Origin of the sequence: Shinella agrisoli, from assembly GCF_046557955.1 — a bacterium.
GTDB lineage: Bacteria > Pseudomonadota > Alphaproteobacteria > Rhizobiales > Rhizobiaceae > Shinella.
Window position 1 is genome coordinate 155,988 of record NZ_JBJIEP010000009.1, and the last position, 23,778, is coordinate 179,765.

At 66.6% G+C, this 23,778-nt stretch carries 23 protein-coding genes; 21 read left to right on the forward strand and 2 right to left on the reverse strand.

The window, feature by feature from the left end; translation table 11 throughout:
- Positions 1-65: 65 nt before the first annotated feature.
- The 10 genes from phnK to phnN all read left to right on the forward strand — a co-directional run bounded on the left by phnK (position 66) and on the right by phnN (position 9,365).
- Positions 66-842 carry a phosphonate C-P lyase system protein PhnK gene (gene phnK, locus ACIIOY_RS11990; protein WP_411034901.1) on the forward strand — a complete coding sequence of 259 codons (777 nt, stop codon included), beginning with the start codon at positions 66-68 and terminating at the stop codon, positions 840-842.
- A gap of 2 nt (positions 843-844) precedes the next feature.
- Positions 845-1,552 (forward strand): phosphonate C-P lyase system protein PhnL, encoded by a 708-nt coding sequence (gene phnL, locus ACIIOY_RS11995; protein ID WP_411034902.1) that lies wholly within the window; start codon positions 845-847, stop codon positions 1,550-1,552.
- Positions 1,549-2,163, forward strand: coding sequence for a DapH/DapD/GlmU-related protein (locus tag ACIIOY_RS12000; RefSeq protein WP_411034903.1), 615 nt, complete (start codon positions 1,549-1,551; stop codon positions 2,161-2,163). The genes phnL and ACIIOY_RS12000 overlap by 4 nt, the downstream gene beginning before the upstream one ends.
- Before the next feature lie 153 nt (positions 2,164-2,316).
- Positions 2,317-3,165, forward strand: a complete 849-nt coding sequence (phnC, locus tag ACIIOY_RS12005) for a phosphonate ABC transporter ATP-binding protein (protein ID WP_411034904.1) — start codon at positions 2,317-2,319, stop codon at positions 3,163-3,165.
- Positions 3,166-3,244: 79 nt separating this feature from the next.
- Positions 3,245-4,150 carry a phosphonate ABC transporter substrate-binding protein gene (phnD, locus tag ACIIOY_RS12010; protein WP_411034905.1) on the forward strand — a complete coding sequence of 302 codons (906 nt, stop codon included), beginning with the start codon at positions 3,245-3,247 and terminating at the stop codon, positions 4,148-4,150.
- A 204-nt stretch (positions 4,151-4,354) separates the two neighbouring features.
- Positions 4,355-5,311 (forward strand): phosphonate ABC transporter, permease protein PhnE, encoded by a 957-nt coding sequence (gene phnE, locus ACIIOY_RS12015; RefSeq protein ID WP_411034906.1) that lies wholly within the window; start codon positions 4,355-4,357, stop codon positions 5,309-5,311.
- 9 nt (positions 5,312-5,320) lie between these two features.
- Entirely contained in the window at positions 5,321-6,820 is a 1,500-nt protein-coding gene (gene phnE, locus ACIIOY_RS12020; protein ID WP_411034907.1) for a phosphonate ABC transporter, permease protein PhnE, read from the forward strand.
- Positions 6,821-6,914: 94 nt separating this feature from the next.
- Positions 6,915-7,622 (forward strand): DUF1045 domain-containing protein, encoded by a 708-nt coding sequence (locus ACIIOY_RS12025; RefSeq protein ID WP_411034908.1) that lies wholly within the window; start codon positions 6,915-6,917, stop codon positions 7,620-7,622.
- Between the two features lies 1 nt (position 7,623).
- The gene (locus ACIIOY_RS12030; protein ID WP_411034909.1) at positions 7,624-8,763 is read left to right on the forward strand and encodes an alpha-D-ribose 1-methylphosphonate 5-triphosphate diphosphatase; all 1,140 of its coding nucleotides are present in this window, start codon (positions 7,624-7,626) and stop codon (positions 8,761-8,763) included.
- The gene (phnN, locus tag ACIIOY_RS12035) at positions 8,760-9,365 is read left to right on the forward strand and encodes a phosphonate metabolism protein/1,5-bisphosphokinase (PRPP-forming) PhnN (RefSeq protein WP_411034910.1); all 606 of its coding nucleotides are present in this window, start codon (positions 8,760-8,762) and stop codon (positions 9,363-9,365) included. Before ACIIOY_RS12030 ends, phnN begins: the two co-directional genes overlap by 4 nt.
- 91 nt (positions 9,366-9,456) lie before the next feature.
- On the opposite strand, the gene ACIIOY_RS12040 is transcribed toward phnN, so the two are convergent.
- Complete coding sequence (locus ACIIOY_RS12040) at positions 9,457-9,822, reverse strand: YbaN family protein (RefSeq protein WP_411034911.1); 366 nt, start codon at positions 9,820-9,822, stop codon at positions 9,457-9,459.
- A 141-nt stretch (positions 9,823-9,963) separates the two neighbouring features.
- Between ACIIOY_RS12040 and ACIIOY_RS12045 the strand changes: the two genes are divergently transcribed.
- Genes ACIIOY_RS12045 through ACIIOY_RS12055 form a run of 3 tightly spaced genes read left to right on the forward strand, consistent with a single transcriptional unit; the run spans position 9,964 to position 13,726 of the window.
- Positions 9,964-10,776: an N-formylglutamate amidohydrolase gene (locus ACIIOY_RS12045; protein WP_411034912.1), complete on the forward strand. Its 813-nt coding sequence runs from the start codon at positions 9,964-9,966 to the stop codon at positions 10,774-10,776.
- Complete coding sequence (locus tag ACIIOY_RS12050) at positions 10,773-12,668, forward strand: flavohemoglobin expression-modulating QEGLA motif protein (RefSeq protein ID WP_411034913.1); 1,896 nt, start codon at positions 10,773-10,775, stop codon at positions 12,666-12,668. The genes ACIIOY_RS12045 and ACIIOY_RS12050 overlap by 4 nt, the downstream gene beginning before the upstream one ends.
- 11 nt (positions 12,669-12,679) lie before the next feature.
- Positions 12,680-13,726 carry a glutathione synthetase gene (locus ACIIOY_RS12055; protein WP_411034914.1) on the forward strand — a complete coding sequence of 349 codons (1,047 nt, stop codon included), beginning with the start codon at positions 12,680-12,682 and terminating at the stop codon, positions 13,724-13,726.
- A gap of 6 nt (positions 13,727-13,732) precedes the next feature.
- Here the strand turns inward: ACIIOY_RS12055 and ACIIOY_RS12060 are convergent, their stop codons facing one another.
- The gene (locus tag ACIIOY_RS12060) at positions 13,733-14,047 is read right to left on the reverse strand and encodes a DUF2934 domain-containing protein (RefSeq protein ID WP_411034915.1); all 315 of its coding nucleotides are present in this window, start codon (positions 14,045-14,047) and stop codon (positions 13,733-13,735) included.
- Between the two features lie 587 nt (positions 14,048-14,634).
- On the opposite strand from ACIIOY_RS12060, the gene ACIIOY_RS12065 reads away from it, so the two are divergent.
- The 8 genes from ACIIOY_RS12065 (at position 14,635) to ACIIOY_RS12100 (ending at position 23,772) form a co-directional block, all read left to right on the forward strand.
- Positions 14,635-14,838 (forward strand): hypothetical protein, encoded by a 204-nt coding sequence (locus ACIIOY_RS12065; protein WP_411034916.1) that lies wholly within the window; start codon positions 14,635-14,637, stop codon positions 14,836-14,838.
- A gap of 111 nt (positions 14,839-14,949) precedes the next feature.
- Positions 14,950-17,856, forward strand: coding sequence for a monovalent cation/H+ antiporter subunit A (locus ACIIOY_RS12070; RefSeq protein ID WP_411034917.1), 2,907 nt, complete (start codon positions 14,950-14,952; stop codon positions 17,854-17,856).
- Positions 17,856-18,194, forward strand: a complete 339-nt coding sequence (locus ACIIOY_RS12075; protein ID WP_411034918.1) for a Na+/H+ antiporter subunit C — start codon at positions 17,856-17,858, stop codon at positions 18,192-18,194. Before ACIIOY_RS12070 ends, ACIIOY_RS12075 begins: the two co-directional genes overlap by 1 nt.
- Positions 18,191-19,828, forward strand: coding sequence for a monovalent cation/H+ antiporter subunit D (locus tag ACIIOY_RS12080; protein WP_411034919.1), 1,638 nt, complete (start codon positions 18,191-18,193; stop codon positions 19,826-19,828). The genes ACIIOY_RS12075 and ACIIOY_RS12080 overlap by 4 nt, the downstream gene beginning before the upstream one ends.
- Before the next feature lies 1 nt (position 19,829).
- Positions 19,830-20,306, forward strand: a complete 477-nt coding sequence (locus tag ACIIOY_RS12085) for a Na+/H+ antiporter subunit E (RefSeq protein WP_411034920.1) — start codon at positions 19,830-19,832, stop codon at positions 20,304-20,306.
- Positions 20,303-20,584, forward strand: coding sequence for a K+/H+ antiporter subunit F (locus ACIIOY_RS12090; RefSeq protein ID WP_411034921.1), 282 nt, complete (start codon positions 20,303-20,305; stop codon positions 20,582-20,584). Before ACIIOY_RS12085 ends, ACIIOY_RS12090 begins: the two co-directional genes overlap by 4 nt.
- A complete protein-coding gene (gene mnhG / locus ACIIOY_RS12095; RefSeq protein WP_411034922.1) occupies positions 20,581-20,979 on the forward strand; it encodes a monovalent cation/H(+) antiporter subunit G in 399 nt (132 codons plus the stop codon). Before ACIIOY_RS12090 ends, mnhG begins: the two co-directional genes overlap by 4 nt.
- A 129-nt stretch (positions 20,980-21,108) precedes the next feature.
- Positions 21,109-23,772, forward strand: a complete 2,664-nt coding sequence (locus ACIIOY_RS12100; protein ID WP_411034923.1) for a DNA translocase FtsK — start codon at positions 21,109-21,111, stop codon at positions 23,770-23,772.
- Positions 23,773-23,778 lie beyond the last annotated feature (6 nt).

Below are 23,778 nucleotides of genomic sequence, written 5' to 3' on the forward strand. Positions count from 1 at the left end.
CACCCCCCTCTGTCCTGCTGGACAGAGGGGGAAGATACCGCCTCCCGCATCAAGGAGACCGTCCGATGACCGACGCCCCGCTCCTCAAGGTCCGCGACATCTCGAAATTCTACGGCGCGCGCATCGGCTGCCGGAACGTCTCCTTCGACCTCTGGCCCGGCGAGGTGCTGGCGGTCGTCGGCGAGTCCGGCTCGGGCAAGACGACGCTGCTCAACTGCCTCGCCACCCGGCTGATGCCGAGCTCGGGCTCGGTGGAATACCGGATGCGCGACGGCACCATGCGCGACCTCTCGCGCATGAGCGAGGCGGAGCGCCGCTTCCTGATGCGCACCGACTGGGGCTTCGTGCACCAGAACCCGGCGGACGGCCTGCGCATGGCGGTCTCGGCCGGCGCCAATGTCGGCGAGCGGCTGATGGCCGTCGGCGAGCGGCACTACGGCAATATCCGCGAGACGGCCGGCAACTGGCTCGGCCGCGTCGAGATCAGCGCCGACCGCATCGACGACCAGCCGCGCGCCTTTTCCGGCGGCATGCGCCAGCGCCTGCAGATCGCCCGCAACCTCGTCACCTCGCCGCGCCTCGTCTTCATGGACGAGCCGACGGGCGGCCTCGACGTCTCGGTGCAGGCGCGCCTGCTCGACCTCCTGCGCGGCCTCGTGCAGGACCTCGGCCTCTCGGCGATCGTCGTCACGCACGACCTTGCCGTCGCGCGCCTCCTGTCGCACCGCATGATGGTGATGAAGGACGGCCTCGTCATCGAGCAGGGCCTGACCGACCGCGTGCTCGACGATCCGCGCGAGGCCTATACCCAGCTCCTCGTCTCCTCGATCCTCCAGGTGTGATTATGCCGACTCCTCTCGTTGTTTCCGAAGTGGCGAAGAGCTTCACCATGCATCTTCGCGACGGCATCCGCCTGCCGGTGGTGTCGAACGTCGCCTTCTCGGTGAAGGCCGGCGAATGCGTCGTGCTGGGCGGCCCGTCCGGCATCGGCAAGAGCTCGCTCCTGAAGATGGTCTACGGCAACTATGCCGTCGACAGCGGCCAGATCCTCGTCGAGCATGACGGCCGGCTCGTCGATCTTGCGAGCGCCGATCCGCGCACCGTCCTCGCCGTCCGGCGCGGCACGCTCGGCTATGTCAGCCAGTTCCTGCGCACCGTGCCGCGCGTCGCGGCCGTCGATGTCGTCGCCGAACCGCTTATCGCCCGCGGCGCCGGTGCGGCGGAGGCGAGGCAAGCGGCGGAGGCGATGCTGGCGCGGCTCAACCTGCCGCGCGAGCTCTGGCAGCTGCCGCCCGCCACCTTCTCCGGCGGCGAGCAGCAGCGCGTCAACATCGCCCGCGGCTTCATCACCGATCACCGCATCCTGCTGCTGGACGAGCCGACCGCCTCGCTCGACGCGACGAACCGCGCGGTCGTCGTCGGCATGATCGCGGAGAAGAAGGCGGCGGGCGTCGCCCTTCTCGGCATTTTCCACGACGATGACGTGCGCGAGAAGGTCGCCGACCGCATCGTCGACGTCTCCGCCTTCTCGCCGCGCAGGGCCGCCGCATGACGAAGCTGTCCGAAACGCCGCTGATCCACCCCACGGCCAATGTCGCGGATTGCCGGCTCGGCCGCTACACGGAAATCTCCGAGCGCTGCCGGGTCAGCGAGACCGAGCTCGGCGACTATTCCTACATCATGGAGGACGGCTCGGTCTGGTGCGCGACGATCGGCAAGTTCGCCAACATCGCCTCATCGGTGCGCATCAACGCGACGAACCATCCGATGTGGCGCGCGACGCTGCACCATTTCACCTACCGCGCCAACGATTACTGGCCCGACGCCGACCAGGAGGGCGATTTCTTTGCCTGGCGGCGGGCGCACCGCGTCACCATCGGCCACGACGTCTGGATCGGCCACGGCGCGACGATCCTGCCGGGTGTCACGATCGGCAACGGCGCTGTCATAGGATCGGGCGCGGTTGTCACAAAGGACGTCGAATCCTACACGGTCGTCGGGGGCGTGGCGGCGAAAGTCATCCGCGAACGCTTTCCCCGAACCATCGCCGAGCGCATGGAAAAACTCGCCTGGTGGGACTGGGATCATGCCCGGCTCCGCACCGCCCTGGACGACTTTCGCAAACTTGACGCAGAAGCCTTTCTCAGCCGTCACGGCGGCTGAGACAACCCTTTCGGATGCCGGAATTTCAGGCCTGTGGACTGTAATTTTTCCGACACGAAAGTGACATCGCCCCTTCATCAACAGCGTTTAGAGCCAGTTCCGAAAACGACAGGACCCAACCCCGGGCCGAGAGTTAAGGAAGAGGGATCCGCCATGTTCCGACTGAAGAATGTCACCCGCCGGTTCGGGACGCGTGTCGCGGTCGACGACGTGACCTTCGACATTCCCGAAGGCCAGATGGTCGGCGTCATCGGCCGCTCCGGCGCGGGCAAGTCCACCATGCTGCGCATGATCAACCGTCTTGCCGATCCGAGCGAGGGCACGATCCATTTCGGCGATGTCGAGGTCTCCGCGCTGCGCGGCGCGGCCCTGCGCAACTGGCAGCGCGACTGCGCGATGATCTTCCAGCAGTTCAACCTCGTGCCGCGCCTCGACGTGCTGACCAACGTGCTGCTCGGCCGCCTCAACCATCGCTCCACGGTGCTCAGCATCCTCAACCTCTTCACCCGCGAGGAGCGCATCATGGCGATCGCCGCGCTCGAACGCCTCGGCATCGAGCAGACGGCGCTCCAGCCGGCCGGCACGCTCTCGGGCGGCCAGCAGCAGCGCGTGGCGATCGCCCGCGCGCTGATGCAGAACCCGAAGATGCTGCTCGCCGACGAGCCGATCGCCTCGCTCGACCCGCTGAACGCCAAGATCGTGATGGACGCGCTGCGCGACATCAACGAGCGCGAGGGCATCACGGTCATCACCAACCTGCACACGCTCGACACGGCGCGCGCCTATTGCGAGCGCATCATCGGCATGGCGCATGGCCGCGTCGTCTTCGACGGCCCGGCGCGCGACCTCGATGCGCAGGCCGTGCGCACGATCTACGGTACGGGGGCCGATGGCGCGGAGATCGACGAAAGCGTCACCTCCACCGCCATCCGCGATCCTGCCCGGCAGGACAACATCAAGGAATCCGCCAGCCCGACACCGCTGGCACTGGCCGGGCTGTGAGCCGGCCGGGATCGAAAGGCCCGCGTGAAGGGTCAATAAACTTCCAGTCCGGCGAAGCCGGCCAAACAGGAGAAAGATCATGCTGAAGAAAGCTCTTCTCGGCGCCGTTGCGCTCATCGCGCTCGCCGGCCACGTGCAGGCTGAAGACCTCAAGGAATTCCGCGTCGGCATCATCGGCGGCGAGAACGAAGCCGACCGCCTGCGCAACTACCAGTGCCTCGGCGACCACCTGAAGGCCGACCTCGGCTTCGAGAAGGTCTCCTTCTTCCCGGCCGCCGATTACGACGGCGTGATCCAGGGTCTGCTCGGCGGCACGCTCGACTATGCCGAGCTCGGCGCTTCGGGCTTTGCCAAGATCTATCTCGCCAATGCCGATGCCGTCGAGCCGATCCTGACGACCGTGCAGACGGACGGGTCGACCGGTTACCACTCGATCATGGTCGCCCGCAAGGATTCCGGCATCACCAAGCTGGAAGACCTGAAGGGTAAGAAGCTCGGCTTCGCCGATCCGGATTCCACCTCCGGCTACCTGATCCCGCTCGTCACGCTGCCGGAATCGATCGGCGCGCCGGTCAAGGAATATTTCGGCGAGACCGGCTTCGGCGGCGGCCACGAGAACCTCGTCCTCGAAGTCATGAAGGGCACGTTCGATGCCGGCACGACCTTCGGTTCGGGCGTCGGCGAGTGGAAGGACGGCTACACCTCCGGCAACCTCCACAAGATGGTCGAGAAGGGCATTCTCGACATGAACGAGCTCGTCGAGGTCTGGAAGTCGCCGCTGATCCCGAACGGGCCGATCGTCGTGCGCTCCTCGATGGCCGACGACACGAAGGCGAAGTTCAAGCAGTTCATGCTGGACCTGCCGAAGAAGGACGCCGCCTGCTTCTCCGCCGTCATGGGCGGTGACTTCACGGCGTTCACGGAAGTCAACGTCGACTTCTACAAGCCGATCATCGACGCCCGCAAGGCGACGATCGGCGGCTGATACGTGCGACGAGACGGGCACCGGTCGTCTCCGGCCGGTGCCTTTTCTTGCCGATACCGTCGCCTCACGCTCCACGTCATCCTCGGGCTTGACCCGAGGATCCATGCTGCGCCCGCGGCCTGGATGGTCGGGTCAAGCCCGACCATGACGAAGGGAGGCGGTCCTCGTCGGCAATCCGAACATGCAGGCGGACAGACCATGGCCATGAACACGCTTCACGACGGCTTCAGCGCGAAGGGCGCTCTCATCGAGCAGCACTGGCAGGCGCTGACGGCCCGCCGCCGCCTCTATACCTGGCTCGGCCTTGCGATGCTCGCGGTCGCGCTCACCGGCTCCCTGTGGTTCGCCAACGAGACGAACGCCGGCAAGTTCCTCGACCGGCTGCCCTATTTCTTCGACTTCATCGGCGAGATGATCCCGCGCGACGGCCTGGAAGTGTTCCGCGCGCTGTTCGACCTGCCGTCGCCCTATGACGACGGCAGCTTCAAGTACAATTATCCCGAAGGCCGGCTCTACATCACCGACAGCCTCTACGTGCCGGAATATTTCCACAAGATGCTGGAGACGCTGAACATCGCGCTCTTCTCCACCATCGTCGGTATGGTCTTCGGCTTCCTGCTCTGTTTCCTGGCCGCCAAGAACCTCGTCGCAAACCGTCTGCTGCGTGGTTTCGTGCGCCGCTTCATGGAGATCCTGCGCGCCTTTCCGGAAGTGGTGCTCGCCGGCTTCTTTCTCGCCATCCTCTCGCTCGGGCCGCTGCCGGCGGTCATCGCCGTCTCGATCCACACGGTCGGCGCGCTCGGAAAGCTCTTCTTCGAGGTTGTGGAGAATGCCGACATGAGGGCGGAGGAGGGGCTGCGCGCGGTCGGCGCGAGCTGGGTGGAGCGGGTCTGGTTCGGCATCGTGCCGCAGGTCCTGCCGAACTTCATGAGCTACTTCCTCCTGCGCCTGGAGATAAACGTGCGTGCCTCGACCATCATCGGCGCCGTCGGCGGCGGCGGCATCGGCGAATTGCTGCGCCTGTCGATCGGCCAGGGTCATCAGGCCAAGACGCTCGCCATCGTGCTTCTCCTGCTCGTCACCATCATCGCCGTCGACCAGTTTTCCGCCTGGCTGCGCCGCAAGCTCGTCGGCGACCATGCCTTCCGGCTGGCCCAATAGGAGTGCGCCATGACGACCCTCAATCCCGCCCGGATGGATGAGATCGCGGCACGCCACCCGGCGGTCTTCCACCGCTCGTTCTGGCAGCGGTTCCGCGTCGCGATCATCGCCGGCGGTTTCGTGCTCTATGCGCTTTATTGCTGGTGGTTCTTCGCCATCGGCCACGTGCTTGGCACCGCGAACTGGAGCATCGCCGGCACCTATCTCGCCGACTGGGTGTCCTACGAGGTGCGCCCGGAAGTGGTGATCGACGCCGACGGCGCGATGAAGCTCACCTATCCGCGCTTTTCGCCGCTCGGGCCGGATGCCGAGCCCGACTGGGTGGAGATCGAGCGCGGCACGATGATCCGCACGACGCCGGCCGCGGGCGCGGCGGCCACGGCGAAGAAGCCCGCCTCGATGGGCTTCATGGGGGCAGGGGGCACGGTCGGCGGCGCGGCCGCCGCGGCCGAAGGGATGGCAGAAGCGACGACGCGCGAGGAAGAGGTGGTCAAGCGCGCCAAGATCACCCTCAACGCCGCGACGAGCGTCGAGGTGGTGCCGGACCGCGTGACGGTGCGCCATGCCGGCGAGACGCTCGTGGTCGACCTCGACGGTTCCGACATGACGATCGAGGGGCCGCTTCCCGCCTGGGCGAGCCAGAAGACGCCGGGCGGCAAGATCACGCTCTCCTTCGGCCTTGCCGGCTGGGGCGAAATCGAGGCGGACGACATCAGCATCCGCAAGCGCTTCCTCGGCTGGGCGAATTTCCTGTTCGACACGAATTCGCCCTTCCACGGCAAGCCGCTGCCGGAGGTCTTCTCGCTGGTCATGTCCGGCGAGCGGATCGATCCGAAGCAGTCGAACCTCTCGCTCGCCTGGAGCAACATCCTCTACAATGCGGAATGGCAGCATCTCGACGTCTGGACCAAACTGCTGCAGACGATCGTCATGGCCTTCGTCGGTACGCTCTTTGCGATGCTGCTCGCCTTCCCGCTCTCCTTCCTGGCGGCGCGCAACATCACCCGCAGCTGGATTTCCAACCAGGTCACCAAGCGCCTCTTCGATTTCCTGCGTTCGGTCGACATGCTCATCTGGGCGCTGTTCTTCACCCGCGCCTTCGGTCCGGGGCCGCTCGCCGGCATGTCGGCGATCTTCTTCACGGACACGGGAACGCTCGGCAAGCTCTATTCCGAGGCGCTGGAGAACATCGACGACAAGCAACGCGAGGGCGTGAAGTCGGTGGGCGCGGCGCCGGTCGCCGTGCAGCGCTACGGCGTGCTGCCGCAGGTCATGCCGCTCTTCGCCTCCCAGGCACTTTACTTCTGGGAATCGAACACCCGTTCTGCCACGATCATCGGCGCGGTCGGGGCGGGCGGCATCGGCCTGAAACTGTGGGAGGCGATGCGCACAAACTCGGACTGGGAGAACGTCGCCTACATGGTGCTGCTGATCCTTGTCGTCGTCTTCGTCTTCGACGGCATATCGAACGCGCTGCGCTCGCGCCTGATGGGCAGGCCGGCGCATTGATCGGCGTGGCGGCATGATGCTGCCACACGAATCCTGTCAAGATCCGGTGCCGCTTCAAGGGCGGCGTCAAGATGAATGTCATAGGAATGAGCCATTGCGTTACGCCCTTTATTTCACCCCGTCCGCAAGCGACCCGCTGACCCTTGCCGCCCAGCGCTGGCTGGGGCGCAATGCGTTCACCGGCGCCCTTCTGGAGCAGCCGGCTGCGGACGGTTTCGACGCGGCGGCGCTTTCGGGCCTGACGGCGGATCCGCGCCGCTACGGTTTCCACGCCACGCTGAAGGCGCCCTTCGCGCTCGCCGAGGGCCGCAGCGAGGCCGAGCTGGTGGCCGAGGTCGGCCGCTTCGTCTCCGAGATCGAGCCTTTCGTCATTCCCGAGGTCGTCGTCGGCCGTCTCGGCTCCTTCTTCGCGCTGGTGCCGGGCGATCACTGCGAGGAGCTGCAGGGCTTCGCCGGCGAGGTGGTGCGCCGCTTCGAGCGCTTCCGCGCGCCGCTCACCTCCGCCGACATCGCCCGCCGCAAGCCGGACGAGCTGACCGCGGCCGAGCGCCAGAACCTCGTGCAATGGGGCTATCCTTACGTCTTCGACGAGTTCCGCTTCCACATGACGCTGACGGGACGCGTTCCGGCCGAGCGGCGCGATGCCGTCGAAGGCGTGCTTCTCGATTACTTCGCCGAGTTCCACGGCCGCCCGCTGCCGGTCACCGGCCTCGCGCTCTTCCGCGAGCCGTCGCGCGGCGCCGACTTCACCGTCCATTCGCTCTTCCCGCTCGGGGGAGCGGCCAACAGAAAGACCGCATGACATGACCCGCGAAACCGTTCTTTCCAATGCCCGCATCGTGCTGGAGGACAGAATCCTCGACGGCACGCTGGTGCTGCGCGACGGCCTCATCGCCGACATCTCCGAAGGGCCCTCCGCTCAAGGCGAGGACATGGAGGGCGACTACCTCCTTCCCGGCCTTGTCGAGCTGCACACCGACCACCTCGAAGCCCACTATTCGCCGCGCCCCGGCGTGCGCTGGGGCAAGACGGCGGCGATCCAGGCGCATGACGCCCAGGTCGTCACCTCCGGCATCACCACCGTCTTCGACTGCCTGCGCATGGGCTCGGACGCGGACGGCGGCTTCGAGAAGGGCGAGATGCGCGCCATGGCCGATGCGATCGCCGAGGCGCAGGAGGAGGACCGCCTGCGCGCCGAACATCTCATCCACCTGCGCTGCGAGGTCTCGACCGACAACGTGCTGGAGCACTACGAGGAGTTCGAGGACGACCCGCTGGTGCGCCTCGTCTCGCTGATGGACCATGCGCCCGGCCAGCGGCAGTTCCAGACGATGGACCAGTACGTTCTCTACTACCAGAAGAAGCGCGGCCTTTCGGACGCCGAGTTCGCGGAATTCTGCCGCCGCCAGCAGGAGCTGTCCGCCCGCTACGCCAAGCCGCACCGCGATGCGATCGCCGCTTCCTGCGCTGCCCGCAACATCTCGGTCGCAAGCCATGACGACGCGACGCTGGAGCATGTCGAGGAGGCGATCGGCTACGGCATCCGCCTTGCCGAGTTCCCCACCAGCGTGGAGGCGGCAAGGGCCTCGCACGGCGCCGGCATGAGCGTGCTGATGGGCGCGCCGAACATCGTGCGCGGCAAGTCCCATTCCGGCAACATCGCCGCGCGCGACCTCGCCCGGATGGGCGTGCTCGACGTGCTCTCCTCCGACTACGTGCCCTTCAGCCTGATGCACGCGCCCTTCATCCTCGCAGACGAGGTCGAGGGCATCGACCTGCCGAAGGCGATCGCCATGGTCTCGACCACGCCGGCCCGCACCGTCGGGCTCGACGACCGCGGCGCCATCGCGAAGGGCCTGCGCGCCGACGTCGTGCGCGTGCGCCGTCCCTCCGGCGTTCCGGTCGTGCGTTCGGTCTGGCGCCAGGGCAGGCGGGTGGCATGAGCATGACGGCCGAAGCCCTCGCCGCCCGCCCGGCCCCGGGCGCGGCGGGCACGATGGTCGTCGTCGTCGGCCCGAGCGGCGCGGGCAAGGACAGTGTGATGGCCTATGCCGCGCGGCACTTTGCCGGCGAAGCGCGCCTGCGCTTCGTGCGCCGGGTCATCACCCGGCCGGCAGATGCCGGCGGGGAGGCGCACGAGGCGATCGACGCGGCCGGTTTCCGCAGGCGCGCGGCCGAAGGCGCCTTCGCGGTCTCCTGGCAGGCGCACGGCCTGTCCTACGGCATCCCGCGCGAGACGCTGGACCATCTGGCGGAGGGCGCGACGCTGGTCGCCAACGGGAGCCGTTCCGCGCTGCCGGCCTTCGCCGAAGCCTATCCGCGCCTCAAGGTCGTGCTGGTCACCGCCCGGCCCGACATCCTCGCCGCGCGCCTTGCCGCCCGCGGCCGGGAGGGCGCCGAGGCGATCGCCGGGCGCCTCGACCGCGCCGCGCCGGAAATCGTGGTCGCCGCCGATACCGTCGTCATCGACAACAGCGGTCCTCTCGAAGAGGCGGGGGAAGCCTTCGTCTGCCTGCTTGCCTCGACCCTTGCAGGATCGGGTTGAAGATGCGGAAGAAGGGCGAGGCGTTGTCGTCGACGCGCAGGTCCTTGCGGAACCAGACGATGACCGGCGCTTCGCTTGCGGCCGCCACGCCTCAGCCCCTTTTCGGCAGGGGGCGGGTGAGAATGAAGGTGGCGCTCGCCGATAGGATGAGCCCGACCACGCCGGCGAGAAGCAGGGAAGGCTGCGTGCGATACCAGAAGAAGCCGTAGCTCGCGACGATCAGACAAATGGCGATCACTTTCGTGCGGGCGGAGATCGCGCCTTCGCGCCGCCAGTTCGTCAATGGCGGCCCGAGCGTCTGGTGGTTGAGGAGCCATTGTTCGAGACGCGGCGACGAGCGCGAAAAGCACCACACGGCGACGAGGAGGAACGGCGTCGTCGGCAGCAGCGGCAGGAAGGCGCCGGCAATGCCGAGCGCCGTCATCAGCAGGCCGGCCAGCATATAGATCGAGCGCACGGGGTCCTCGTCGAAAAACGTCTCGACCGTTCAGATAGAGTGCTTTGCCCGCGCCTCCAAGAGGCCAAGGTGCCGCGGCCGGTGGAACGAACATCTTCGTCGGGCATTCCTTGCGGACTGGAACCGGGCAGGGCGGAGCGAATGTTGGACAATGCCGAACGCAGAGAAAATCATGCCTGGTGGACGGCGCAGCGCGGCGCCTCGCCCGTGGTCGGCACGGCCATCCACGACGGCCATGCCGTCCGGCCGAACCTCCTCCTGAAGATGGCGCTCGACGAGGATGAACGGTTGCAGGAGGAGGACCCGTTCACGGCGGAAACCGTCCGGGACCTTGCCAACCACATCGTCGTCCACCGCTCCCGCTTCGAGGTCGATCTCAACCGGGCCCGCGACGGTGCCGTCTATCTCCGTCCGGAACAGGCCTGGGGGCTGCAGGTCTGGCAGGAGCAGCCCTCGGAGGCCGAGGTCGCCGAGGTCCTCTCCCTGCATGACGCCTATTACGAGATGCTGGAAGGCTATCTTCGCGGCGTGGAGGCGCAGTACGGCCGTTTCGTCGTTCTGGATGTCCACAGCTACAATCATCGTCGCGCCGGCCCCGCCGCCCCGCCGACCGCGGCGAACGAGGCGCCCGAAGTCAACATCGGCACCTTCTCCATGGACCGCTCCCGCTGGATGCCGGTCGTCGAGGCCTTCATGGCGTTCGCCGCCGACTTCGACTTTTTCGGCCGGCGGCTGGACGTGCGCGAGAACGTCGCCTTCCAGGGGCGCGGCGAGCAGACCCGCTTCATCCACGAGCGCTTCCCTAAGAACGGTTGCGCCATCGCCGTCGAATTCAAGAAGATATTCATGGACGAATGGACCGGCGTGCCGGACCGGCAGGCGCTCGCGGCGCTTCGCTCCCTCATGGCCGCCTCGGTGCCGGTGCTTGAAAGGGCGCTAAGGGAGGTCGCATGAGTTCAGCCGGAACGGCGCGCAAGCCGCGTCAGAAGAAGGAGAAGCCGCTCGTCGACGACGTGATCGAAGCGCTGGAGGCCGGCAGGCCGGTGCGCCGCGATCTGGAGGGCGGGCGCCTGCATATCGACAGGCCGCTGCCGTTCCTGTGCCTGTATGTGGGCGAGCCGGACACGCATGTCGTGGCGCGCGAAATCGCGGCCGCGAACGCCTCCTATCTGCTGACGAGCCGCATCGAGGAAGCCGTCGAGCTGATTGCGCCGATTGCCGAAACCCTGCGCAGGAGGTTCGGCACCTTCGTCCTGTTCGACGTGGACGAGCTGGAGCGCGACCGCCTGCTTTCCGACGATGCTCCCTTCCTCCAGCCCTTCGAGGTGATGGTGTCGGCGACGCGCGGCAAGGCGGCGAAACGGGCGATGGAAGCCTTCGAGGTGGCCGTGAAGGCCTTCGAGGCGCGCTTCCGCACGCCGCATGTCGAGCTTTGCGCGGCGGAGGACGATCCCTGCGCGCGGCCGGAGCTCCTGAAGCTGCGGCTGCCGCTGCTGACGCTGCGCTTCGCGCCGATCTACCGCGTCACCGGATCGGACGACACCTATCCGGACCTGCGCGAACGCCTCGTAGACAACTTCCTCGATGCGGGCCTTCGCGCCTTCGCGGCCTTCCTCGAGGCGGACGGCTTTCCCAAGCCCGCTACCTATCGCGCCTTCGGCCGCAAGGCCTTCATCGATGCGGTCGAGCGGGCGGACCGCGGCATGGACGACGTCGCCTCGAGCTTCGACTTCCTGCTTGCCGTGACGCCGATCAACGCCAACGCCGCCTGGCAGGAATTCAGGGCGAACCGCCGCGAGAAGCCGCCACGGTTCCTCTACCGGCCGCTGAGCCTTCTCGTGGAGCGGGAGAAACGCCGCCTCTATTCCATCGCGCTCGACCGCCTCGAAGATCCCGTCCTGCACCAGATCTACCGGGAGAAGCAACGGGAGCTCGACCTGCAACTGACGCTCATCGCGGAGCGGGAAAAGGCCCGCTTCGTCGAGTTCGGCCGCGCGCTCTACGGTCCCGTCGAGCCGTCCCTGCTCAAAGCGGCCTTCGAGGTCCTGGAGGGGACGGCGGATGCACGGCGCATGCCCCCGCTCGCGCCGGACGACGACGAGGTCGTTGACTGCTTCTACGTCGAGCGCCGCGCACGCGCCATGATGATGGACTATCACCAGCGCTACGACGGTTTCGACGCGGCGATCGAGCTGCGCGACGACGTGCCGGCGGGGCTGCTCGTCTCCGGCCGCCGCCTGCTCATCTCGCGCCGCACCCGCATGATGCGCCACCGCGTCGACGCCCTGTTGAGCCACGAGGTGGGTGTGCACCTGCTCACCTATTTCAACGGCTCGGCGCAGGGCCTGCGCGTCTTCCGCACCGGCCTTTCGGGCTACGAGGGCATGCAGGAGGGGCTTGCGGTCTTCGCCGAGTTCCTTGCCGGCGGCTTCACCCCCGAACGCCTTCGCCTGCTTGCGGCGCGTGTCGTCGGGTGCGACCTCATGCTGGACGGCGCCTCCTTCGTGGAAAGCTTCCGGCTCCTGACGCGCGAGCACGATCTCGATGCCGAAACCGCCTTCGGCCTTCTCCTGCGCGTCTTCCGCGGGGGAGGGCTCGCCAAGGATGCGATCTACCTTCGCGGCCTCCTGTCGCTCCTCAGCCACCTGAAGGGGGGCGGGGCGCTCGATCCGTTCTGGATGGGCAAGATCTCGGCGGCGCATTTCAGCGTGATGGAGGAGCTCGGCGCCCGCGGCCTCTTGAAGCCGCCGATCCTCCGCCCGCTGTGCCTGGAAACCGAACGCGGGCGCGCAAGGCTGGAACGCGCCCGCGCGGGCCTCACCCCCCTTGCCATGCTCGAAGCTTGAGGAGAGCAACCATGCGTATCGCCTTTTTCGTCAACTCGATCGAGGGGGAAACCCCGACCTACACGACCACGGCGCTCGCCATGGCGGCGCTCGCGCGCGGGCACGACATCTGCTACGTGACGCCGGGCGACTTCGTCCTGCGCGCGGATGACAGCCTGTCTGTGCGCGGCCGCGTGCCGCCCGGCAAGCGCTACAAGAAGGCGGAGAGCTTTCACGCCGCGCTCCAGGGCGACGACGCGACGATCGAGACGACGAACGTGCGCGACGTCGACCTGCTCTTCCTGCGCAACGACCCGTCGCTCGATGCCGACGGCCGGCCCTGGGCGGCCCATGTCGGCGCGATGTTCGGCCGGCTCGCCGCCGCGCGCGGCACGATTGTCGTCAACGATCCGGACGGCCTGTCGCTGGCGCAGAACAAGCTGTATTTCCAGGGATTTCCGCAGGCCGTGCGGCCGGAAACGCTGATCTCGAAGAGCATCGACGAGATTCGCGCCTTCATCGACGCCCACAAGGAGGGCGTCATCATGAAGCCGCTGCAAGGGTCCGGCGGCAAGAACGTCTTCAAGATCGGCTCGCCCGACGAGGCGAACCTCAACCAGATTTTCGAGGCGGTGAGCGGCGAAGGCTACCTGATCGCCCAGAACTACCTGCCGGCGGCCACCGAGGGCGACATCCGTCTCTTCCTGATGAACGGCCGTCCGCTGGAGCGGGACGGCAAGTATGCCGCGATCCGCCGCGTGCCGGCGAAGGGCGAGGTGCGCTCGAACATCCACGCAAGCGGCACCGCCGCGCCCGTCGAGATCACGCCCGACATTCTGGCGATCGCCGAGATGGTGCGCCCGAAGCTCGTCGAGGACGGCATGTTCCTCGTCGGCCTCGATATCGTCGGCGACAAGATCCTGGAGATCAACGTCTTCACGCCCGGCGGGCTGAGCAACATGTTCGATCTCTACGAGGTCGACTTCGCCGACAGTGTCGTCGTCGCGCTGGAAGCCAAGGTGGCCCAGCGCGATGCCTATGCGGGCGCGATCGCCAACAGGACGCTCGCCACCCTGTGAGGACGGTCAGGCCGGCTTGCTGCTTGCCGCGGCCCTGGCCGGTTTCGCCTTGGCGACCACCGGCTTTTCAGCGGCAATGCCCGCCTTCTTTTTCGGCTTGGCCGTTTCGGGCTTCTTTGCCTGCCCCTTCCCGGAGATTTCGATCAGCGGCTTCTTCGCATCCGCCGGTTTGGTGTCCGGCGCAAGCGCCACCCGCTCGAATTCGTCGCGCTCGCGCACGGCCTGCTCCCAATGCTCGGCGTCACGGCCATGGGGCCGGCCGGCCTCCTCCCAGATCGAATAAGCTCGCTTGCTGATCCATTCCTTTCGCACATCCGTCATCGTTGGTCCCCGTTTGAAGAGTGAAGTGACGCCGTGCCGGAAACCGCTGGCTTGCGCGCAGGAACCCCGGACACGGAACTCGCTGGACGGCCGGAAAGCGTTACCCGGCGGGTCCAGATATTCGACGCACCATGCGCCCCCGGCAAAGCCCTGGCGTGGGGCAGGTCTGCTTCATGCGATTCGCCGGGCTAGGATGCGCCCAAAGGCCGGGGGCATCAAGCCGAGCGACGTGCGACAGGATGACCGGTCCCCGTGGACGGAAGAAAATCTGTCCCGCGGCTGCGTCAAATCGGCGTAATTCTGGAAAAGTTTCGTGCTTGCGGGTGGACAGTGCCGATCCTGCCAACGTATTGTCCGGATGAAGGAATCTTCCAGGCGGACGACGATATCGAGAGGCAAGGCGTTTGGCAGCATCAAGGCAACAGGATCGACCGGCTCGTCGGGCTTTCCGCCTTCTCTGCACTGCGCTGACCTGTCTTTTGCTGTTGATATCGACGCTCTCGGCCCCTTCGGCCGTCAGTGCCACATCGAAAGTGCTTCGATACGGCATACAGAAGAGCGCGGGATACCCATCTGCAATCGCCGATATGGAATGCCGCAAGCGCACCTTCGCCGGCAAGGCGGCGACGCTCGGCGGTGCCGTGATCGACCCTGCCGGCCTGCCGGTGGCCGCGGCCGAGGTTCGTCTTGACGGCGCCGCTGTCGCCACGGCCGTGGTCCCGTCCTTCCGGTCGGGCGGCGGACGCCTGGAAACGCGCGGAGCCCGTGCCCCTCCGCCGGATTTCGCCTGACGGCCGCCTCGATCGTCCTATCGATCGCGCGGTCTTCCCGATGTCGCCGGCCTGCCGGCGTGAGAGAAGCTCTGACGTTCGAAAGCGATCGATCAAACGATGACAGGTGAAATGATTCTGGTCCTGCTGGTTTGCCTTCCCTTCGCGGGAAGCCTTGCCGCGACCATCCTGCTGCGGACGGATTCCCGCGTCCTGGCGGCGCGCATGTCCGGCATCGTGGCCCTTGCCAGCCTCGTGCTGACCGCGGTGCTCTACCCTGCGGTGCGCAACGGCGGCAAGGTCCGCCTCGACATCGAATGGCTGCCGCAGCTCGGGTTGAACTTCACCTTGCGCATGGACGGCTTCGCCTGGCTCTTCGCCATGCTGATCACCGGCATCGGCTGCCTCGTCGTGCTCTACGCCCGGTACTACATGTCGGAAGAGGACCCGGTCCCCCGCTTCTTCTCCTTCCTGCTCGCCTTCATGGGGTCGATGCTCGGCATCGTGCTGTCGGGCAACATCATCCTGCTCTCGGTGTTCTGGGAGCTCACCAGCATCTTCTCCTTCCTCCTGATCAGCTATTGGCACCACAACGCCGCCGCGCGCGACGGCGCGCGCATGGCGCTGACGATCACCGGCATCGGCGGGTTCTGCCTGCTTGCCGGCCTTCTCGTGCTCGGCCATATCGTCGGCAGCTACGATCTCGACGCGGTGCTGTCCGCCGGCGACAAGATCAAGGCGCATCCGCTTTACCTGACCGCGCTCGTGCTGATCCTCATCGGCGCGCTGACGAAGAGCGCCCAGGTGCCGTTCCATTTCTGGCTGCCGAACGCCATGGCGGCACCGACGCCGGTCTCGGCCTACCTGCATTCCGCGACCATGGTGAAGGCCGGCGTCTTCCTGCTCGTGCGCCTCTGGCCGGCGCTTTCCGGCACCTACGAATGGTTCATGCTGGTCGGCATCGCCGGCATCAGCACGTTGATCCTCGGGGCCTATTTCGCCATGTTCCAGCAGGACCTGAAGGGCCTGCTCGCCTATTCGACGATCAGCCACCTGGGGCTCATCACCACGCTGCTCAGCCTCGGCAGCCCGGTCGCCGCCGTCGCGGCGATCTTCCACATGATGAACCATGCGACCTTCAAGGCCTCGCTCTTCATGGCCGCCGGCATCATCGACCACGAGACCGGCACGCGCGATATGCGGCGTCTCAGCGGCCTCTTCAAATACCTGCCGATAACGGGAACCCTCGCCATGGTCGCGAGCGCGGCCATGGCCGGGGTGCCGCTGCTCAACGGCTTCATCTCGAAGGAAATGTTCTTCGCCGAGGCGGTGGAAACGCACGCCGATTCCGTGCTCGACCGCATGCTGCCCTATGTGGCGACGCTGGCCGGCGCCTTCTCCGTGGCCTATTCGATCCGCTTCATCCACATGGTCTTCTTCGGCCCCGAGCCGACCGACCTGCCGAAGCCCAAGCCGCACGAGCCGCCGCACTGGATGCGCTTCCCGATCGAGTTCCTGGTGCTCGCCTGCCTCGTCGTCGGCATCATTCCCAGCCTGTCGATCGGGCCGTTCCTGCATTCGGCCGTCGTCTCGGTGCTCGGGGCGCGCACGCCGGACTACAGCCTCGCCGTCTGGCACGGCATCAATACCCCGCTCGTCATGAGCGTGATCGCCTTGATCGGCGGGGCGGCGCTCTATGCGGTGCTGAAGGATTATCTCGCCAAATGCGACGACGGCCCGCCGGTTTTCCGGCACCTTGCCGGCCAGCGCATCTTCGAGCGCGTGCTGGTCACGGTCTCGTGGAAATGGGCGCGCTGGCTGGAAAGCCGTTTCGGCAGCCGCAACCTCCAGCCGCAACTGCGCCTCGTTGCCGCCGCCGGCCTGCTCGCCGGCGTCCTTCCCCTCTACATTGCCGGCTTCTCGCCGAAGCCGCCGGTCTTCGGCGATGTCGATCCGATCTTCGCCGCCGTCTGGTGCATCGGGGCCTTCTGCGCGCTCGGCGCGGCCTACCAGGCGAAGTATCACCGCCTTGCCGCGCTTGTCCTGCTGGGCGGCGCAGGCATTACGACCTGCATCACCTTCGTCTGGCTGTCCGCGCCGGACCTTGCCATCACGCAACTCGTCGTGGAGATCGTCACGACGGTGCTGCTGCTGCTGGGCCTGCGCTGGCTGCCGAAGCGCTTCGAGAAGGTCGACAATGCCGTGTCGCTTGCCGCGCGGGGCCGCCGTTTCCGCGATTTCCTGCTCGCTGTCTCCTGCGGCTTCGGCATGTTCCTCTTCTCCTATGCGATCATGAAGCAGCCGGTGCCGGATGCAATCGCCAGCTATTTCCTCGAAAAGGCCTATACGGAGGGCGGCGGCCGCAACGTGGTCAACGTCATCCTCGTCGACTTCCGCGGCTTCGACACGATGGGCGAGATCGCCGTGCTGGCGATCGTGGCGCTGACCGTCTTTGCGCTGCTCCGCCGCTTCCGACCGGCGCCGGACAGCATCGAGAAACCGGAACAGCAGCGCATCCAGGCGGCTTACGACGCCGAACGCCCCGAGCGCTCGGCCGGCGACACGGTGCGCGACTACCTGCTGGTGCCCTCGGTCATCATGCAGTGGATGTTCCCGGTCATCATCACCTTCGCGATCTATCTCTTCCTGCGCGGGCACGACCTGCCGGGCGGCGGATTTGCCGGCGGCGTCACCATGGCGATCGCCTTCCTGCTGCAATACCTTGCCGGCGGCGTGCGCTGGGCGGAGGACCGGCTGCGCATCCTGCCGCTGCGCTGGATGGGCTTCGGCCTTCTCATGGCGGCCGTCACCGGTCTCGGCGCATGGCTCTTCGGCTATCCGTTCCTGACCTCCCATTCGCAGTACATAGAGATTCCGCTCATCGGCAAGGTGCCGGCGGCGACCGCGCTCCTGTTCGATCTCGGCGTCTTCTCGCTCGTCGTCGGCGCGACGGTGCTGATCCTTATCGCGCTTGCCCACCAGTCCATTCGCATGCATCGGGTCCGCGGTCTCGAAGCCCCCAAGGCGGAGGAAACCTGATGGAACTCGTTCTTTCGATCGGCATCGGCATCATGACGGGGTCGGGCGTCTGGCTGATCCTGCGCCCGCGCACCTACCAGGTCATCATCGGTCTTTCGCTGCTGTCCTATGCCGTCAACCTCTTCATCTTCGGCGTCGGCGGGGTGAAGTCCAATGCCGCGCCGCTGCTCGAGGAAGGCATCGACATCTCGACGATGACCGATCCCGTGCCGCATGCCCTGGTGCTGACGGCCATCGTCATCGGCTTCGCCACGACGGCGCTCTTCCTCGTCGTCCTGCTCGCCGCGCGCGGCCTGACCGGCACGGACCACGTCGATGGCAGGGAGCAGCCGAAATGAGCGGCTGGCAGCAACACCTCATCATCGCGCCGATCGTCATCCCGCTCGTCGCGGGCGCGCTCCTGCTCTTCTTCGACGAGCGCGAGCGTGTCCTGAAGGCGATGATCAGCGTCGTGTCGTGCCTCGCGCTCGCCGCCGTCGCCATCAGCCTCTTCCGGCTGGCGAACAACGGCAGCGACAGCTTCGAGGGCGTCTATCTGCTCGGCAACTGGCCGGCGCCTTTCGGCATCGTGCTCGTCGTGGACCGCCTTTCGGCGCTGATGCTCGTCCTTGCCTCCATCCTCGCCATCCCCACGCTCGTCTACGCGCTCGCCCGCTGGCACGCGGCGGGCGCGCATTTCCACTCGCTGTTCCAGTTCCTGCTGATGGGGCTGAACGGGGCGTTCCTGACGGGCGACCTCTTCAATCTCTTCGTCTTCTTCGAAGTGATGCTGGCCGCATCCTACGGCCTGCTGATGCACGGCTCCGGTTCCCTGCGCGTGAAGGCCGGCATGCATTATATCGCGGTGAACCTCGCCGCCGCGCTCTGCTTCCTCATCGGCGTCAGCGCGATCTACGGTTCGGCCGGCACGCTCAACATGGCGGACCTTGCCGTGCGCATCGGCGAGATCGAGGGCGAACGGCGCATGCTGCTGGAGGCCGGCGCCGGCATTCTCGGCGTCGTCTTCCTCATCAAGGCCGGCATGTGGCCGTTGAACTTCTGGCTGCCGGCGGCCTACAGCGCCGCGACGGCACCGGTCGCCGGCATCTTCGCCATCATGAGCAAGGTTGGCATCTACGTGATCCTGCGCCTCTCGCTGCTCGTCTTCGGGCAGGGGGCATCCGCCGGGCTCGGGCTCAACGTGCTGCTCTACGGCGGCATGGCGACCATCGCCTTCGGCACGATCGGCGTGCTGGCCTCGCAGGCGCTCGGCCGTCTTGCAAGCTATAGCGTGCTCGTTTCCTCCGGCACGCTGCTGGCGGTCCTCGGCCTCAGCAACGGCGCGGTCACGGCAGGCGCGCTCTTCTACATGGTCAGCTCCACACTGACCATTGCCGCCTTCTTCATGCTCATCGAGCTCGTGGAGCGCGGGCAGGACGCGGGTGCCTCGGTTCTTGCCGTGACCATGGAGGCCTATGGCGATGCGGACGAAGAGGAGGAGGAGGTCGAGGTGGGCGTCACCATGCCCGGAACGATCGCCGTGCTCGGCATCTGCTTTGCGGCCTGCGGCATCCTGCTTTCCGGCCTGCCGCCGCTTTCCGGCTTCGTGGCGAAATTCGCCATGCTGTCGGGCATGATCGGCACGGACGTTCGGCCGGACGCGCCGATCCCTGCCTCCGCCTGGTGGATCGTCGGCCTCCTCATCCTCTCGGGCCTTGCCGCGCTCATCTCGATGACCCGCGCCGGCATCCGCACCTTCTGGGCCTCCATGGAGGGCACGGTGCCGCGCGTGCTCGTCATGGAGATGGCGCCCGTCATGCTGCTGATCGCGCTCACCCTGGCGCTCACGATAAAGGCCGGCCCGGCGATGAGCTACATGGAGGAAACCGTCCGCAGCCTGCAGCAGCCGGCCTCCTATATCGACGCCGTGATCAATGCGCGTCGTGCCGGCGTCGAGGAGCCGAGCGGGCCGGACGGCGGGGGAGGGCTCTGACATGCTGCCCTATCCGCTGCTCAGCGCCTCGCTCGTCATCATGTGGCTCGCCCTCAACGGCTTCACGCTCGGCCACCTCATCCTCGGCTGCATCGTCTCGGTCTTCGCCTCCTGGGGCATGGCGGCGCTGAGGCCGGTAAAGCCGCGCCTGCCGAAATGGTATCTGCTGCCGAAGCTCGTCGGCATCGTGCTCTACGACATCGTGCGCTCGAACCTCGCCGTCGCCTCGATCCTGATCACGGGCCAGAGGAAGCGGTTCAAATCCGGCTTCATGACCGTGCCGCTCGACCTCGAGAGCCCGACGGCGCTCGCCGTGCTTGCCGTGATCGTGACGAGCACGCCGGGCACGGCCTGGCTCGAATACAATTCGTTGAACAGGACGGTGCTCATCCACGTGCTCGACCTCGTCGACGAGGAGGCATGGCGGATGCTGATCAAGACCCGCTACGAGGCGTTGCTGATGGAGATCTTCGAATGAGCCACACCATCCTCGTCTGGTCCGTCACTTTCGCACAGGTCTGCCTGGCCCTCGCCATGGCGCTTGCGGCGCTGCGCATGTCGCGCGGCCCGCGCGCGCAGGATCGCGTGCTGGCGCTCGATACGCTCTACGTGAATTCGATGCTGCTTCTGATGGTCTTCGGCATCCGCACCGGCAAGGTCATCTATTTCGAGGCTTCGCTGGTGATCGGCATGCTCGGCTTCGTCGCGACGGTCGCGCTCGCCAAGTTCCTGATGCGCGGGGAGGTGATCGAATGAGCACGATCGAACATGCGGGCGACCTGCCGGCCTGGGCCGCGCTCCTCGTTTCTTTCTTCCTCGTCGTCGGCGCCGGGCTCACGCTTGTCGGCACGATCGGCTTCACGCGCCTGCCGACGTTCTACGAGCGCATCCATGCGCCGACCCTCGGCACGAGCTGGGGCACGGGCGGCATCGTCATGGCATCGATGATCTTCTTCACCGTGCTCGCCACGCGGCCCGTCGTCCACGAAATCCTCATCGGCATCTTCGTGACGGTGACGACACCGGTCACGCTGATGCTGCTGGCCCGTGCCGCCCTGCACAGGGACCGGTCGGAAGGCAATCCGGACGTGCCGGCCGAAGCGCCGGCGGAACCCGAGGCGGTCGACGGTCGGCCCGCCGCGGGCGAGTGATCTTTCGAACGGAATGGTTCGAAACAGGATTTGGACGAGGATTCTGCCTTCGTCCAAAGACATTGTTAACCTTCATTTCCTAACCATCTACGCATCCCTATCGGCAATGATCGTCGAGTTTTCAGGTTCATGCGTATTTCCAGAACAAACTTCTATCCCATCCTCGAAACCGAAGGGGAGAACGACGAGCAGTCGTCGTATTACTCTTATGAAAACAATGCCTTGCCGGAGGTTGCGCCGCAGGATGATGATTGGCAGGCGGCCAACGAGCCGGTCGCCAACGATGAGAACTATCGTCCGCGGTTCCGCTCGCCGGCCCTGAGAGGCTACGACCCCGGCCAATATGCCGACGGCAGCTGGGAAAGCCATTTCTACATGGCGCCGAATGTCCGCTTCACGCGCACCCCCGACAAGGTCGCAGCGAAGATCGAGGAGGCGGCCGCGGAAGAGGCTGTGCAGGTCGAACCGGTTGCCGAGCGGCCTGTCGAGGCCCAGCCGTCCCATCCCGCGCAGCAATCCCAAGCGGAATTGCTGCAGCGCCTGCGCGCGGCGCTTGAGGATCGTCGCCGTCGCTTCGAGGAGCAGCAGGCCGCCGCCTCGCCGGTGCCGGCCGATCCGGTGCCGCAATTCGTCCAGGCCGCCGTTGCCGCCGCAACGAACACGGCCCCCGCCGATGCCGCCGTGGTACTCAAGCCGGCCGCATCGACTCCGGTGCCTGCCGCCGCGCCGAAACCCGAACCCGCGGCTGCGGTTACGGCAAAGGCGGATGTCCGTGAGGCAATCAGCCGCTTCGCCCATCTTTCCGACCATGCCTTCTGGGAAACGATGGTTCCGGACGAAGACGCTTGCATCACGCCGGCAAGGCCGGCGGCCACTGTCGTGCGCATGCCCGCACCCGTTGCCGTTGCCGCGCCCGTTCCGGCGGAAGAGAAACGGGACGAGCCGGCCTCCATCGCCTCGCTCTTCCGCGTGGTCGAATGCCGTCCGGCCGTTGCCCGCGAGGCGATTGCCGAGGCCGCCGTCGCTGTTCCCGGCGCGAAGGTAGAGCCGGTTGCCGCCGTTGCGGCGCCTGTGGCCGAGAGCGTCGCGGAAGCGGCTCCGGCCGCCGGCGAAATCAGGCCCGGGCCGGTTTCCGCCGTTCCCGCCGCGGTTGCCGAGCCTGTCCGCGAGGCCGCGTCGTCCGTGCTTTCGCGCGCCCGGCCGTTCCAGGTCACCATGGCGACGCCTTCGGGCGATGCGTACGAGTATCCTCCGCGCGACCTCCTGCAGGAGCCGCCGCGCACCGTCGGCTTCGTGCTGACGCAGGAGCAGCTCGAGCAGAATGCCGGCCTTCTCGAAAGCGTGCTGGAGGACTTCGGCGTTCGCGGCGAGATCATCCATGTCCGCCCGGGCCCGGTGGTCACGCTCTACGAATTCGAGCCGGCGCCGGGCGTCAAGTCCTCCCGCGTCATCGGCCTTGCCGACGACATCGCCCGCTCCATGTCGGCGCTGTCGGCCCGCGTTGCCGTCGTGCCCGGCCGCAACGTCATCGGCATCGAGCTGCCGAACGCCACCCGCGAGACTGTCTATTTCCGCGAGATGATCGAGAGCCAGGACTTTGCGAGGACCGGCTTCAAGCTGCCGATCTGCCTTGGCAAGACCATCGGCGGCGAGCCGGTCATCGCCGAGCTTGCGAAGATGCCGCACCTGCTGGTCGCCGGCACCACCGGTTCCGGCAAGTCCGTCGCCATCAACACGATGATCCTGTCGCTGCTCTACCGTTTCCGTCCGGAAGAGTGCCGCCTGATCATGGTCGACCCGAAGATGCTGGAACTGTCGATCTACGACGGTATCCCGCATCTCCTCACCCCCGTCGTCACCGACCCCAAGAAGGCCGTCATGGCGCTGAAATGGGCGGTGCGCGAGATGGAGGACCGCTACAGGAAGATGTCCCGCCTCGGCGTGCGCAACATCGACGGCTACAACAACCGCGTGGCCGCCGCGCGCGACAAGGGCGAGACCATCTCGATCAGCGTCCAGACCGGCTTCGACAAGGGGACCGGCGAGGCGATCAACGAGGAACAGGAGCTCTCCCTCGAGCCGATGCCCTATATCGTCGTCATCGTCGACGAGATGGCCGACCTGATGATGGTCGCCGGCAAGGAGATCGAGGGCGCGATCCAGCGGCTCGCCCAGATGGCGCGCGCGGCCGGCATCCATCTCATCATGGCGACGCAGCGTCCCTCCGTCGATGTCATCACCGGCACGATCAAGGCGAACTTCCCGACGCGTATCTCCTTCCAAGTGACGTCGAAGATCGACAGCCGCACCATCCTCGGCGAGCAGGGCGCAGAACAGCTCCTCGGCCAGGGCGACATGCTGCACATGGCCGGCGGCGGACGCATCATGCGCGTGCACGGCCCCTTCGTCTCCGACGAGGAGGTGGAGAAGGTCGTGCTGCACCTGAAAGCCCAGGGCCGCCCGGAATATCTGGAGACGGTCACCGCCGACGAGGAGGAAGAGGAGGAGGAAAAGCCGGCGGCCGGCGGTGCGGTGTTCGACAAGGGCGACATCGCGGCCGAGGACGGCGACGACCTCTACGAAAAGGCGGTCAAGGTCGTCATGCGCGACCGCAAGTGCTCGACCTCCTATATCCAACGGCGCCTCGCCATCGGCTACAACCGGGCCGCGTCCCTCGTGGAGCGCATGGAGAAGGAGGGGCTCGTCGGCCCCGCCAACCATGTCGGCAAGCGCGAGATCATCAACGGCGAGCGCGGCAGCTTCTCGCCGCCGGAAGCCGGCGACGACGACTGACATTTC

Bases quoted from the DNA above. Each gene is read 5' to 3' on its own strand.
- ACIIOY_RS12085 (WP_411034920.1), top strand. From the start codon at position 19,830: ATGCTGCCCTATCCGCTGCTCAGCGCCTCGCTCGTCATCATGTGGCTC.
- ACIIOY_RS12030 (WP_411034909.1), top strand. From the start codon at position 7,624: ATGACCCGCGAAACCGTTCTTTCCAATGCCCGCATCGTGCTGGAGGAC.
- phnK (WP_411034901.1), top strand. From the start codon at position 66: ATGACCGACGCCCCGCTCCTCAAGGTCCGCGACATCTCGAAATTCTAC.
- ACIIOY_RS12050 (WP_411034913.1), top strand. From the start codon at position 10,773: ATGAGTTCAGCCGGAACGGCGCGCAAGCCGCGTCAGAAGAAGGAGAAG.
- ACIIOY_RS12080 (WP_411034919.1), top strand. From the start codon at position 18,191: ATGAGCGGCTGGCAGCAACACCTCATCATCGCGCCGATCGTCATCCCG.
- ACIIOY_RS12075 (WP_411034918.1), top strand. From the start codon at position 17,856: ATGGAACTCGTTCTTTCGATCGGCATCGGCATCATGACGGGGTCGGGC.
- ACIIOY_RS12000 (WP_411034903.1), top strand. From the start codon at position 1,549: ATGACGAAGCTGTCCGAAACGCCGCTGATCCACCCCACGGCCAATGTC.
- ACIIOY_RS12060 (WP_411034915.1), bottom strand. From the start codon at position 14,047: ATGACGGATGTGCGAAAGGAATGGATCAGCAAGCGAGCTTATTCGATC.
- mnhG (WP_411034922.1), top strand. From the start codon at position 20,581: ATGAGCACGATCGAACATGCGGGCGACCTGCCGGCCTGGGCCGCGCTC.
- ACIIOY_RS12090 (WP_411034921.1), top strand. From the start codon at position 20,303: ATGAGCCACACCATCCTCGTCTGGTCCGTCACTTTCGCACAGGTCTGC.
- phnD (WP_411034905.1), top strand. From the start codon at position 3,245: ATGCTGAAGAAAGCTCTTCTCGGCGCCGTTGCGCTCATCGCGCTCGCC.
- phnE (WP_411034906.1), top strand. From the start codon at position 4,355: ATGAACACGCTTCACGACGGCTTCAGCGCGAAGGGCGCTCTCATCGAG.
- phnL (WP_411034902.1), top strand. From the start codon at position 845: ATGCCGACTCCTCTCGTTGTTTCCGAAGTGGCGAAGAGCTTCACCATG.
- ACIIOY_RS12065 (WP_411034916.1), top strand. From the start codon at position 14,635: ATGGAATGCCGCAAGCGCACCTTCGCCGGCAAGGCGGCGACGCTCGGC.
- phnN (WP_411034910.1), top strand. From the start codon at position 8,760: ATGAGCATGACGGCCGAAGCCCTCGCCGCCCGCCCGGCCCCGGGCGCG.
- ACIIOY_RS12070 (WP_411034917.1), top strand. From the start codon at position 14,950: ATGATTCTGGTCCTGCTGGTTTGCCTTCCCTTCGCGGGAAGCCTTGCC.
- phnC (WP_411034904.1), top strand. From the start codon at position 2,317: ATGTTCCGACTGAAGAATGTCACCCGCCGGTTCGGGACGCGTGTCGCG.
- ACIIOY_RS12055 (WP_411034914.1), top strand. From the start codon at position 12,680: ATGCGTATCGCCTTTTTCGTCAACTCGATCGAGGGGGAAACCCCGACC.
- ACIIOY_RS12100 (WP_411034923.1), top strand. From the start codon at position 21,109: ATGCGTATTTCCAGAACAAACTTCTATCCCATCCTCGAAACCGAAGGG.
- phnE (WP_411034907.1), top strand. From the start codon at position 5,321: ATGACGACCCTCAATCCCGCCCGGATGGATGAGATCGCGGCACGCCAC.
- ACIIOY_RS12045 (WP_411034912.1), top strand. From the start codon at position 9,964: ATGTTGGACAATGCCGAACGCAGAGAAAATCATGCCTGGTGGACGGCG.